Origin of the sequence: Paraburkholderia sabiae, assembly GCF_030412785.1 — a bacterium.
In the GTDB taxonomy this organism is placed as follows: domain Bacteria; phylum Pseudomonadota; class Gammaproteobacteria; order Burkholderiales; family Burkholderiaceae; genus Paraburkholderia; species Paraburkholderia sabiae.
This window is the reverse complement of the sequence record NZ_CP125295.1, coordinates 1,746,777-1,758,828: the sequence shown is the minus strand read 5'-3', so window position 1 is coordinate 1,758,828 and position 12,052 is coordinate 1,746,777. Positions and strand designations below refer to the sequence as shown.

10 protein-coding genes are annotated in these 12,052 nt (G+C 63.1%); 5 read left to right on the top strand and 5 right to left on the bottom strand.

Annotation, left to right across the window (positions count from 1 at the left end; all coding sequences use genetic code 11):
* Positions 1-46: 46 nt before the first annotated feature.
* The 3 genes from QEN71_RS07930 to QEN71_RS07920 all read left to right on the top strand — a co-directional run bounded on the left by QEN71_RS07930 (position 47) and on the right by QEN71_RS07920 (position 4,361).
* Positions 47-1,555: an MDR family MFS transporter gene (locus QEN71_RS07930; RefSeq protein ID WP_201658565.1), complete on the top strand. Its 1,509-nt coding sequence runs from the start codon at positions 47-49 to the stop codon at positions 1,553-1,555.
* 435 nt (positions 1,556-1,990) lie between these two features.
* A complete protein-coding gene (locus QEN71_RS07925; protein ID WP_201658568.1) occupies positions 1,991-3,127 on the top strand; it encodes a zinc ribbon domain-containing protein in 1,137 nt (378 codons plus the stop codon).
* 118 nt (positions 3,128-3,245) lie between these two features.
* A complete protein-coding gene (locus QEN71_RS07920) occupies positions 3,246-4,361 on the top strand; it encodes a TAXI family TRAP transporter solute-binding subunit (protein WP_201658571.1) in 1,116 nt (371 codons plus the stop codon).
* Positions 4,362-4,444: 83 nt separating this feature from the next.
* On the opposite strand, the gene QEN71_RS07915 is transcribed toward QEN71_RS07920, so the two are convergent.
* The 3 genes from QEN71_RS07915 to QEN71_RS07905 are packed head-to-tail and all read right to left on the bottom strand — an operon-like array spanning position 4,445 to position 8,725.
* Positions 4,445-5,959, bottom strand: a complete 1,515-nt coding sequence (locus tag QEN71_RS07915; protein WP_233472076.1) for an efflux transporter outer membrane subunit — start codon at positions 5,957-5,959, stop codon at positions 4,445-4,447.
* An 8-nt stretch (positions 5,960-5,967) separates the two neighbouring features.
* Complete coding sequence (locus QEN71_RS07910; protein WP_223959663.1) at positions 5,968-7,572, bottom strand: MDR family MFS transporter; 1,605 nt, start codon at positions 7,570-7,572, stop codon at positions 5,968-5,970.
* Positions 7,565-8,725 carry an HlyD family secretion protein gene (locus QEN71_RS07905; protein WP_201658573.1) on the bottom strand — a complete coding sequence of 387 codons (1,161 nt, stop codon included), beginning with the start codon at positions 8,723-8,725 and terminating at the stop codon, positions 7,565-7,567. Before QEN71_RS07905 ends, QEN71_RS07910 begins: the two co-directional genes overlap by 8 nt.
* 134 nt (positions 8,726-8,859) lie before the next feature.
* Here QEN71_RS07905 and QEN71_RS07900 point away from each other — a divergent pair, with 134 nt between their 5' ends.
* Positions 8,860-9,594: a CerR family C-terminal domain-containing protein gene (locus QEN71_RS07900; RefSeq protein ID WP_201658575.1), complete on the top strand. Its 735-nt coding sequence runs from the start codon at positions 8,860-8,862 to the stop codon at positions 9,592-9,594.
* A 261-nt stretch (positions 9,595-9,855) separates the two neighbouring features.
* The gene (locus QEN71_RS07895) at positions 9,856-10,068 is read left to right on the top strand and encodes a hypothetical protein (protein WP_223959666.1); all 213 of its coding nucleotides are present in this window, start codon (positions 9,856-9,858) and stop codon (positions 10,066-10,068) included.
* 50 nt (positions 10,069-10,118) lie between these two features.
* Here the strand turns inward: QEN71_RS07895 and QEN71_RS07890 are convergent, their stop codons facing one another.
* Together QEN71_RS07890 and QEN71_RS07885 are read right to left on the bottom strand one after the other, a co-directional pair.
* On the bottom strand, positions 10,119-10,673 hold the full coding sequence (locus QEN71_RS07890) for a thioesterase family protein (protein ID WP_201658577.1): 555 nt from the start codon (positions 10,671-10,673) through the stop codon (positions 10,119-10,121).
* A 119-nt stretch (positions 10,674-10,792) separates the two neighbouring features.
* Positions 10,793-11,905: an aromatic acid exporter family protein gene (locus tag QEN71_RS07885; RefSeq protein WP_201658579.1), complete on the bottom strand. Its 1,113-nt coding sequence runs from the start codon at positions 11,903-11,905 to the stop codon at positions 10,793-10,795.
* Between the last annotated feature and the right edge of the window lie 147 nt (positions 11,906-12,052).

Genomic DNA, 12,052 nt, shown 5'->3' with positions numbered 1-12,052 from the left:
GCGTGTTAATTAATTTCAAGGCAACTTGAAAGCAACGGAATCCAACATGGACAGCCCCACTCTCACCGTCGACGCCGCGCCCGCAACCAGCGATCGCCCGTCCTTGCGCGTGCTGTTTCCCGCGCTGCTGCTGGTGATGCTGCTCGCCGCGCTCGACCAGACCATCGTGTCGACCGCGCTGCCGACCATCGTCGGCGAACTCGGCGGTCTCGACAGCCTGTCGTGGGTCGTGACGGCCTATCTGCTGACGTCGACGATCGTCGTGCCGTTGTACGGCAAGTTCGGCGACCTGTTCGGCCGCAAGATCGTATTGCAGACGGCGATCGTGCTGTTCCTGATCGGCTCCGCGCTCTGCGGCGTCGCGCAGAACATGACACAGCTGATCCTGCTGCGCGCGCTGCAAGGACTCGGCGGCGGCGGATTGCTCGTCATCACAATGGCCGCGATCGGTGACGTGATTCCGCCTGCGGAACGCGGCCGCTATCAAGGCGTATTCGGCGGCGTGTTCGGTCTTGCCACGGTGATCGGTCCGATGATGGGCGGCTTTCTCGTCGACCATCTGTCGTGGCGCTGGATTTTTTACATCAACGTGCCGCTCGGCATTGCTGCGCTGCTCGTGATCGGCGCCGTGTTCAAGCCGCGTGTGGCGCAGGTGAAGCACACCATCGACTACATGGGCGCGGCCTTTCTCGCGGGTGCCCTCACCTGCGTGATCCTGTTCACGAGCCAGGGCGGCACGGTGTTGCCGTGGACGTCGCCGCAACTGTGGGGCACGCTGCTGCTTGCGTTCATCTGCATCGGCGGATTCATCTATGAAGAGCGTCTCGCCGTCGAACCGATCATGCCGCTCGAACTGTTCCGCGACCGCACCTTCCTGCTGTCGAGCGCGATCGGTTTTATCGTTGGCGTATCGCTGTTCGGATCGGTGACGTTTTTGCCGATGTATCTGCAAGTGGTGAAGAATTCCACGCCGTCGCAAGCGGGCATGCAAATGCTGCCGATGATGGGCGGCGTGCTGCTGATGTCGATCGTCACGGGACGCATCATCAGCCGTATCGGCAAGTACCGGATCTTCCCGATCATGGGCACGTTCCTCGTCGGCGTGGCGATGGTGCTGCTCACTACGCTCAAACTCACGACGCCCGTTCACGTGATGTACGCGTACATGGCCGTGCTCGGTTGCGGACTCGGCATGGTGATGCAGGTGCTGATTCTCGCCGTGCAAAACGCAGTGCCGTTCAAGCATCTCGGCACGGCGACGTCGGGCGCTACGCTGTTTCGTTCGATTGGTGGATCGGTCGGCGTCGCGGCATTCGGCGCAGTGTTTTCGAATGGACTGAGCGCGCGTCTGCAAGCGCTGATTCCCGCCGACACCGAATTGCCGCATGCACTCGGACCCACTGCCATTCACCACTTGCCGGAAGTACTTCGCAACGATTATCTGCAAGCATTCGCAGGCGCTTTGCATACGGTGTACATCGTTGCGGCATGCGTCGTGGTGCTCGCGTTCGCGCTTGCATGGCTACTGAGAGATCATCCGCTGCGCCAGCACTAAAGCCCGTCGAAAACGGACAAACGCTAGCAAACGCACACGCGTCGTTGCATGCACGAAAGGCGTGCAATCTATTATCGACGTACTCCACACATTGACAGGCCGGCCTTGATAAGCGCCGGCCTTTTGTTTGAGGACGGCGTTTCCTATGATTAATTCATGCGCTGCTGCGTTGTATTCGCGTCTATGCAAAAACCCTGATGCGCCATCGTTTTCCCCCTGAAATTGCGGCGCATTTGTGTGCGATAGGTAACAACGTCGATTGACGCGACGAACGAAAGAAACCATATTGGCACACACAGCGGCCCCGTAATGAAACGACTGGGCCGGCCGCTACCCAGCGCATGTGGATCGCGAGTTCCGCCAACTGCGAGTTTGCTTCAACTTCGATCCTGAGCATGCCGAAATGGCATCGCATCCAACTGGTTGGGGTTAAGCATGTCTGCTGAAACGTCACCTGCCCAGGGTTTTCCAACGCCGTGTACACGTTGCGGCGGCGTGCTGTACCAGCATGTCGATTTCTGTCCGTACTGCGGCGCCGACCATCCACTCGAGCCTGTTCAGCGCAAGCGCGCCGGCACGCAACTGCGCGCTGTCGAGACGCAATCGTCCGCGCCTGTCGGCCTTGCCGCCGACCTCGCCGCAGAGGGCGGCGCAGGCCTCGCGCCGCTCGTTTCGCCCGACATACCGATTCCACCCCTCGACGTCCCGCATCCGCTCTGGCAAACGGCCGGCCGCTGGATCTTCACGAAAGGCGTCGTGCTGATGCTGTTCATCGTCGCGCTCGGTTATGCGGGCTATCTGCTGCTGGGCGACAACCATCGACAGGACACAGGCAGCGACGAGCCGACGAATAGCGCGAGCACGGTGGGCGGATCTATTTCACCGTATACACCGCCGCCGACGGCACGCAATCTGCCGACTGCCAACGTAACGAACGTGCCCGTCTCGAAGACGCCTGCTGCATCCGTTGCAGTCATCGCGCCTGTCGTACCCATCGCGCCGCCGAAGCCGCGCGCGGTACAGCACTATCGCGATGTGCCCGATGCATTGCGCGCGGCGCGTGCAGGTCTCATGCACAACAGTCTCGCGGACGCGAAGACCGCGCTATCCGATGCGCTTTCCATCGAGCCGAACAACTCGGAAGCACTGCAGATGCAAAGCGATCTGAAGGATCGCGAGAACAAACGCGATGCTGCGTTAGGCGTTGCGAACACCTGTGCCAAAGACAAGCTATGGAGCTGCGTACGCGACCGTGCATCGCAGGCACTCGCCATCGATGTCACCAGCGTCGATGCGCAAGCGTTGCTCGAACGCGTGATTCTGTCGACGGGATGGAAGCCGTTGACCAGCGCAGCCACTTCTTCGCAACGCGCTGCCACGACGACGAAGGCGAACACAACGCCCGCCGTGCCCGTCAACAACACCACAGCGGCGAATGCGACAGCAAATACGGCAGCAACGAATACGGTCGCCGGCAACGGGGCGAGCGCCGTCAGCGGCATCGACGCGCAGATGCGCGCGATCCGCGAATCGGGCTGGAAGCAGCAGCCTGCGTCAGCGAACAAACAGTAGAGCACGTCACGCAATCGAGAAAACGAAGCTACTCAACGTATTGCAATGCCTGATGTAACGGAACATGCGCGTCAGCCGTTGGCGCATGCTGTTCAACACACCATAAGGTAGGTCGACCATGCTCAAAACAATACTGACGGGATTGACGGCACTGTTGAGCTTATTGATCGCGTCGCTGGTCGTGGCTGCTACGCCCGCAACCAGCGCGCACTACAAGATCGTCACGGGACAGGAGCGCGGCACCTATATCCAGATCGGCGCGGACCTCGCGAAATATGTCGCGCAGCCGGCCGGAATCGACCTCGAAGTGATGCCGTCGAAGGGTTCCGCAGAGAACGTGCAGCGCATGCGTTTCGAGCCGGGCGTCAAGCTCGCGCTCGTGCAATCGGATGTGTATCAGGCTTATCTCGACATGGCGAATTCGGGCAACGCCGACGCGGGCACGACGATCCGTCCGCTGCGCCTCATCATGCCGCTCTATAACGAAGAGATCTACTTCGTCGTGCGCAACGACTCGCCGATGAAGACGATCAACGAGATCAAGGACAAAGTCATCAGCATCGGCCCGATCGGTAGCGGCACCGCGCAATCGGCGACCACGCTCTACCATTTGATGTTCAACCAGGCCATTCCCGAACAGAACGTGCAGAGCCTTTCGAACGAAGACGCGATTGCCGCGCTCGTCGTGAAGAAGATCGACGTGGCCGTGATCGTCGCGGGACAGCCGGCCAAACTCTTCACCGACATGAATCCCGATCTGCTTTCGCAGATCCGCATTCTGCGTCTCGATCCGAACGTGTCCGAAACGACGCGCGCGAAGGAAACCTATTTTCCCGCGACGATCCGCCAGAGCAGCTATCCGAACTGGCTGAAAGACGACGTGCCGACGCTGACCGTGAAGGCCTTTCTCGTCACCTACGACTACGGCCTGCGCGACACGGTGAGCAATCTGAACCGTTTCGCCGATTCGCTGTGCGAGAACTTCGACACGCTTCAGGAAAAGGGCCATCCGAAGTGGAAGCAGGTGAAGCTCGAGTTGCCGCCGCTCACGAAAGGCTGGCAATACTATCCGCCCATCGAACGGCACTTGCGTTCGTGCATTGCGCGGCGTGCGTCAATGTCGACGGGCAACACGTCGGCGTCCGTGCAGCAGCAACAGCAGCCGTCCGCGCCGAAAGCGAACAAACGTCCGTGCTCCGATCAGGAACGTCTGCTTTTGCTGTGCGGCAAGTGACAATGCGCTAGCGCAACGGCCATAAAAAACGCCACGACGCTGAATACGTCGTGGCGTTTTTCATTGCGATGCGTTCAGCGCGGCTATTGCGCCGACACCATGCCTTCCCATCCGAGCCCAAGGCTCTTCTGCAACGCCACGTAGTCCTTGATCAGCTGCGCGCCGCTCTGGATGCGATTCTGTTCCGCCGAATAGCGCGTGCGCTCGGTATCGAGCCAGTCGAGCGCCGTCGCCGTGCCCGCGCGATAACGCTGTTCGGTCAAGGTCGCCGCACGCGTCGCGGACGATTCGACCGTGCGCAGACTGACGACGTTCTCGCGCTCATGGCCGTATCGCGAGAGCGCAACGTCGGCATCGCGCAGCGCGCCGAGCACGGTGCTTTCGTACTTCGCCTGCGCTTCGTCGAACGCGGCACGCGACTGATCGACGCGCGCCTTCGTGCGGCCGAAATCGAATGCGTTCCATTGCAGATACGGCACCGTGAGCCACGTGAAGTTGTTCTTGCGCACCAGATGCCCCGGGTCCGCAGCACTGAAACTCAAACTGCCGAACAGCGTCACCTTCGGAAACCAGTCCGCTTCGCGCTCGCCGATCTGCGCACTCTGCGACGCGAGCCGCCGCTCGGCCGCACGCACGTCGGGACGACGACGCAGCAATTGCGCCGGATCGCCGACGGCGATCGTCTGCGGCAACACGGGCAGCGGCGCGGACGCGTTCAGCATGTCGTCGAGTGCGCCGGGCTCGCGGCCCGTGAGCACGGCGAGTTCGTCGAGCGATTCGGCAATCTGCGCATCGAGCGGAATGAGCGCATTGCGCGTGTTCTCGACCTGCGTGCGCACGCGTTCCACATCCAGTTGCGAGGCGACGCCGCGCTCGCGCCGCTGCTCGGTCAGCGTCAGCACGCGCTCTTCGAGTTCCGCCGACTTGCGCACGATCGCCATGCGCTGCTGCTGATCGCGCAAGCCGACATACGCGCTGCCGATTTCGGCGGCGAGTTGCACATGTGCGTCGGCGAGATCCGCTTCCGATGCGTCCGCTTCCGCCGACGCCGCTTCGACCGCGCGGCGCGTGCCGCCGAACAGATCGAGTTCCCAGCTTGCATCGAAACCCGCCAGATACAGCGCAACGGGACCGCGTCCGCCCGACGAGCCGGAACTGCTGCCGCTCAGCGACGACAGATCGGGTTCGCGCGTGCGCAGATAGGCCGCACTCGCGCCGACCTTCGGCAGCTCGTTGCTCTTTTGCTGCGAGAGGCCCGCACGCGCCTGGCGCACGCGCGCCTGCGCGGCGCGCAGATCCGGGCTGTTGGCGATGCCCGCGTCGATCAATGCGGTCAGTTGCGGATCGCCGAGTGCGATCCACCATGCCGCGACGCTGGGCGCAGTCGATACGGCGCCGTCCGGCGCGCGCTTGAAGCTGGTCGCGTGCGTCGTGGACGGCGCGCCGTTGTAGTCGGGACCGACCGTGCAGCCCGCGAGCAGCACCGTCAACGCAGCCGCAAACGGCGACAGCATCGATCCGACGCGGGAAACATGAGAAAACCGGCGGCGCGTCACGGTATCGGCGCGCGCTGCGGCGGCGAAATCAAATAGCTTCATCACAGATATCAATGTCCGGCCGACGGCGTACCCGGTGCCGGCTTCTTGAGAAGAAAAGCGAGAGGAATGCACAGCAGCAGCGCGACCGCGAGCACGTAGAAGGTCTCGGAGAACGTGATCACGCTCGCCTGCAGCTGCATCTGCCCGGCAAGCTGGCCGAGCGCCTGCATCTTCGCGTAGGCCATGTCGCCGTGCTCGGCAAAAAAGCCCGCTGCGCTCTGCGCAATATGCTCCTGACCGACGAGCGAATTCGCCGTCACCGATTCGCGGATCATGTCGTCATGAAACGTATTGCGCCGGTCGATGAACGTGCCGAGCAGCGCGAGTCCCACCGAGCCGCCCAGATTGCGCGCCATGTTGTAGAGGCCCGCTGCATCGCCCGCCTGTTCGCGCGGCACGGCTGCCATCGACGCCTGGTTCAGCGGCATCATCGCGAGCACCTGGCCGACGCCGCGCAGCAGTTGCGACCACGTGAAGTCGTCGCCCGCGCTTTGTGCCGTCAACGAAATGTCGAGCAGACAGCTGCCTGCGAAACACGCGAGTCCGCCCATCACGAGCAGACGCGTATCGACACGTCCCATCAGACGCGGCAACACGGGCATCATCAGAAACGCGGGCAAGCCCGACATCAGCATCACCGCGCCCGATTGCTGCGCGTTGTAGCCCGCTACGCTGCTCAAGAATTGCGGCAACAGATACGACACGCAATACAAGCCCGCACCGACCGTGAAGACGATGAAGATCACGCTCGAATAACGCGCGTTGGTCAGCAGCTTCAGCCGCACGATGGGATGCTTCGACACGAATTGCGCGGCGATCAGCAGCGCGATACCGACGGCGGCGACCACACTCAGCCATACGATCATCGGCGATTCGAACCAGCGCTCGCGCTGCCCTTCTTCGAGCACCACCGTCAGCGAACTCAGACCCGCTGCCATACCGACGATACCGAGCCAGTCCGCGCGCACGAACTGCTGCCAGTTGGTGCGTGCCGTGTCCAGCCCTGCGACGAGCAGCACGACGAGCGCGACGCCCACGGGCAGATTCAAAAAGAAGCACCAGCTCCAGTCGATGTTCTCCGCGAGCCAGCCGCCGACCACCGGCCCCAGCAATGGCCCGAGCAGCACGATCAGGCCGAACATCGTCATGCCGATCGGCATTTGATGACGCGGCAGCCGCGTCGCAACGATGGTCTGCGCCGTCGGAATCATCGCGCCGCCCGCGAAGCCCTGGCCGATCCGCCCGACGATCATCTGCGGCAGGCTATGCGACATCCCGCACATGATCGAGAACAGCGTGAAGAGCGTCGCGTTGCCGAGCAGAAAATTGCGCAGCCCGAACACGCGCGTGAGCCACGCGGCGAGCGGAATCATCACGATCTCGGACATCAGATAGCCCGTCGAAATCCACGTGCCTTCCGTGCCCGTCGCGCCGATCTGCCCTTGAATCTGCGGCAGCGCGGAGTTCGTGATCGAGATATCGAGCGTCGCCATCAGCGCGCCGAGCGCGCCCGCGGCGACGGCTGTCCAGTCGGCGGCGCTCGCGTTGGCAGGCTTCGCCGCAGCTTGAGGGTGCGTCTGCGATTGCGATTGCACGGCGGCGTGCTCAGCCACGGTTGTTCTCGTGCGCGACGTGCGCTTCGTTTTCGCGTTCGTTTTCGCGTTCGATACTCGCTTCGTTATTGCGCGCATCGCGCGTATCGACGTCGACGTTCACCGACAGCCCCGGCAACAGCACCTTGCGCGTTTCCGGCCCGATATCGAGCTTGATACGCACAGGCACGCGTTGCACGATCTTCGTGAAATTGCCCGTCGCGTTCTGCGCGGGCAGCAGCGCGAACTGCGAGCCCGTGCCCGGCGAGAAGCTGTCGATCGTGCCGTGCAGTTTCGCCCCCGGCAACGCGTCGACGCGCAGCGTGACGGGCTGGCCCTTGCGCATCATGCCGATCTGCGTTTCCTTGAAGTTCGCGACGAGATACACGTCCTGCACGGGCACGATCGTCATGAAACGCGTGCCCGGCTGCGCGTATTGACCGACGCGCACACTGCGGTCGCCGACGCGTCCGTCGATCGGGCTCTTGACCATCGTGTCCTGCGCGTCGAGTTGTGCCTGGCGCGCGCTGGCCTCGGCGGCGGCCAGTTGCGCGCGCGCCTGTTCGATCGCGGCGTGCGTCGTCGGGATCTGGCGTTCGGCGCTTTGCAGCGCGGCGGCGTCGGCCGCGCGCGTCGCGCTGGCCTGGCGCTGCGTATTGCGCAGATCGGCGACGCGCTCGTTCGTCTCCGCGCCCGTCGCGGCGAGCGGCTCGTAACGCTTGACCTGATCGGCGGCGTGCGCTTCGTTCGCGATCGCGCCGTCGAGTTGCGCACGCGCCTGCGCAATGGCCGCCTGCTGCTGCGCGATTTCCGCTTCGCCGCGCAGGATGTCGGCGTGGCGCGCGGCGATCGTTGCGTTCGCCTGTTCGAGCACGGCGTCGTACTGACGGCTGTCGAGCCGCACGAGCGGCTGGCCGCGCGTGACGCGCTGGTTGTCGCCGACGAGCACTTCGGCCACATAGCCCGACACCTTCGGCGCGACCGTCATGCCGTCGGCTTGCAGGTAAGCGTCGTCCGTACTTTCGATGAAGCGCCCCACGGTCCACCAGTGCGCGCCCCACGCAATGGCGCCCAACACGGCGACGCCGCCGATAACGAGAAAAACGCCCTTCTTTCTGGACCGTTGCGCACCCGCGGCGCGCCCCGATTCCTCAACGGGCAATGTGGCTGACATGTCGACTCCAGAATTATACCGATCGTTATAATTATTCCAGTTGGTACAATTTAGTCAACAATATTGTTTTCCCGTTCCTTACCTTTTACTGTTCTGTTGTTTTTGTACTCATCCTTCAATCGACGGGACGACTCGTGATTACACGCACACCGAGACACCGCCCCGCAGCGGAAGGCGGCTATCAGCGCGGCGAAGAGACCCGCGCAAAGATCATCGAGGCCGCCCTCGGCCTGTTCGGCGAACGCGGCTTCGAAGGCGCGTCGACGCGCGACATCGCCGAGCATGCGGGCGTCAACGCACCCGCGCTCGTGTATTACTTCGACAACAAGGAAGGCGTCTACCAGGCGTGCGTCGACTACATCATGACGAGCGTCTCGGCGTATTTCGCTGATGCCGTCAACGCGGCGCAGCAGGTTCTCGACGGCAATCCGTCCGACGACGAACTGATCGACGCGTTTCGCGTGATCCAGGCGCGCGTCGCCAGCTATCTGTTCACGACGGAAACGCCCGCTACGTGGCGTCTGTTCATGGCGCGCGAACAGGCGGGCCTCGGTCCTGCGTTCAGCGCCGAGCGTCTGAACGAGCGCATGCGCAAGCCGCTGCTGACGGTGAGTTCGGAAATCGTCGGGCGGCTGCTCGGGCGCCCCGCCGACGATCCCGAAACCATCATCCGTCTGCTCGCGATCAACGGGCAGCTCGTGTCGTTCCATCTCACGCGCTGCACGGCGCTGTCCGCGCTGCAATGGAAGTCGATCGACGGCGAGCGCCTGCAGCAGTTGTGCGCGTTGATCGACGAACAGAGCGTCGTGCTGTTGCGCGCGATGATCGACATGCGCGATGCGAACAAACAGCGTCGCAAGAAGAAATGAAGCAGAAGTGAAGCGTGGCGATTCGCCGACGTATGCCTTAACGTCCCTTACAAAGACAGACAGAACGTGACAGGCTCCGGCTTTCGCAGCGCACGCGTCAAGCCATGTCCGGCGCGGCTTCGCGCGATCTTTCGCGAGCCGGAACGCGTGCGCGAACGCGCAGGTTCTGTCGATTCTGTAACACGGCTGTTAAACGCGACTTGCGTTCGATGGGTAAGGTGCGGGCTTCGCACGTCGCCGTGCAAAAACGGCGCACGCGAAATGCACAACTCATTGAAGGAGCAATCGATGCGCAAGCTCGCGATTCTGGCCGTCATGGCCGCACTGACCGCCACACTGTCCGGATGCTGGTGGGGACCGCCTCCCGGCTGGGGCGGTGGCGGCGGCCCCGGCGGCGGTGGACCTGGCGGTGGCGGTCCCGGCGGCGGACCGCACGGCGCGGTAGCCGTGCCGCATGCAACGGCACAAGCCTGATCGTTGCGCGACGCGCGCCCGGCGTTCTGCGTGCGGGCGTCGCGTGCCGCTCAATGCCGCGCGGACATCTCGCGCGGCGCGGCGGGCGGCGTCATCCCGCCTTCCGCCGCGCTCCACTGTTCGACCCACTCGGGCATCTCGGGCGAAGCGTGCGTTACGTTCGCCAGCGCGAGGAGTTCATGCGTCGGCACGGTGCCGCCGCTGCGCTTCAGAAACCGCGCCCGCACGACACCCAGCGCAACCTGCACGCCATCGCGGACAAAGCCCTGTTCGATGAACACATGCCTGTCGTCCCAACCGATCACACGCGTCGCCACGTCGTAACGATCCCAGAGTTCGAGCGAACGATGAAAGCGCATCGTCTCCAGCGTGACGACGGGATACCAGCCGCGCTTCTTGATCAGCGGCCACATGCGCGAGCGCACCATCAGGTCGATGCGCGCGAGGTCGAGAATCGTGAAATAGCGGCCGTTCGTCATGTGACGCAGCACGTCGAGATCGTTCGGCAACACGCGAAACGGCGTGACGCAGGTGTCGAGCACATGCAGTTGCCCGCGACGCGGACTCAGCATGAGTGTGAGGAACAGACGAAACAACAGGTTCATGACGACGCTCGCAGTGACGACGCCGGCGCGACGCGCTGCCGGCCCAGGAGCCCGCATGTTAATCGACCATGCGATGCCGCGACGCCCATTCGTCTAGAGCATCTCTTCGCATGATGCCGTCAGATTTGCTTCACGCCGCCGTCGGCTGCCCCCGCTGCCAGATGCTCGGTGTGCATGTCGCTCAGACGGCAAAGCAGAATCCCGTAGCCCGCCAGATGACCGAGATAGACGCTCGTGAACACGCCGGGCGCGGGCAGCGTATCGACGATCTCGCGCAACGCATCCAGTTGCAACGGCTTCACTTCCAGCGGCGCGCGCTCGACACGCAGATCGGCCACGAGCGCAAGCTTCCCGTGCGCATCCACCAGCTTCGCGAGCCCCGCAAGAAACGCTTCGCGCCATTGAGGATCGAGCGCGGCGAACTGCTCGTGAAAGGTATCGACTGTCTCCAGAAAATTGACGAGCGAGTCGAACAGTTCGTGATAGCACCAGAAAAGCGGCAAACGCACGCGATTGCGCTGCAGATGCGGCGACAGCCACGCCTGCTGCAGATCGAGCTTGAGCAGGCCGTGTGCTTCCTTGAGATCGGTGCTCGACTTTCTCAGCCGGTCGGTCATCGCCTTCAGTTCCGCGCGATCGGGTTGACCCGACGCGAGTTGCGCGAGCGCTTCCGACGCCTGTTCGTTGCCGTCGTTCACGAGCCGGTTCGCCCAGAAACCGTGATCGGGCGGAAACGCGACCTGCTGAAGAATGAAGCCGAGCAGCATGCCCAGCACCACGCCGATCAGACGTTGCTCCAGCAGCGGAAGATGCTCGCCCGTATAGAGCACGAGCGTCATCGGGATCGTGATGCTCGTCATCTGGAACAGCGACGGCCTCAGACGCACGATCGTGAAGATCACGAGCGGCAGCAGCAGCGTGCCGAGCCACAGATGCGGCGCGGTGACCCAGATCACCAGCGTCGCGATCGGCATCGCGACGACGTTCGACATCACGCGTCGATAGAAATAGCCGCGCGCGGCCGAAATCGAACTGCCGAGCGCGAGCGTCAGCATCGTCGAACTCGCGAGCGCAACGGCCGCTTCGGGATAACCGAGGTTGTAGGGAATCGAAAAGCCGATCCACAGCCCGAGCGTGAGCTTGACGTACTTGGCGTTTTCCGAAAGCGAGAAGCGCGCGAGCGCGCGGCGAAACGGCGTCAGCGGCTTGTGAACGAACGAAACGGTCGACATGATGGCTCCTGCAAGGGAGTGGGCGCTGCCTGACTTGTGCTGGTTAGTGCTAGTTCTTGCTGGGTTGCGCTTGCACCGGATTGTACCGATCCATTGCTGAAACCCGATGTCAGCGGACAGCGTTTTAGTCTCCTGGATTTCCTCACC

Bases quoted from the DNA above. Each gene is read 5' to 3' on its own strand.
- QEN71_RS07930 (WP_201658565.1), top strand. From the start codon at position 47: ATGGACAGCCCCACTCTCACCGTCGACGCCGCGCCCGCAACCAGCGAT.
- QEN71_RS07925 (WP_201658568.1), top strand. From the start codon at position 1,991: ATGTCTGCTGAAACGTCACCTGCCCAGGGTTTTCCAACGCCGTGTACA.
- QEN71_RS07920 (WP_201658571.1), top strand. From the start codon at position 3,246: ATGCTCAAAACAATACTGACGGGATTGACGGCACTGTTGAGCTTATTG.
- QEN71_RS07915 (WP_233472076.1), bottom strand. From the start codon at position 5,959: ATGAAGCTATTTGATTTCGCCGCCGCAGCGCGCGCCGATACCGTGACG.
- QEN71_RS07905 (WP_201658573.1), bottom strand. From the start codon at position 8,725: ATGTCAGCCACATTGCCCGTTGAGGAATCGGGGCGCGCCGCGGGTGCG.
- QEN71_RS07895 (WP_223959666.1), top strand. From the start codon at position 9,856: ATGCACAACTCATTGAAGGAGCAATCGATGCGCAAGCTCGCGATTCTG.
- QEN71_RS07890 (WP_201658577.1), bottom strand. From the start codon at position 10,673: ATGAACCTGTTGTTTCGTCTGTTCCTCACACTCATGCTGAGTCCGCGT.
- QEN71_RS07885 (WP_201658579.1), bottom strand. From the start codon at position 11,905: ATGTCGACCGTTTCGTTCGTTCACAAGCCGCTGACGCCGTTTCGCCGC.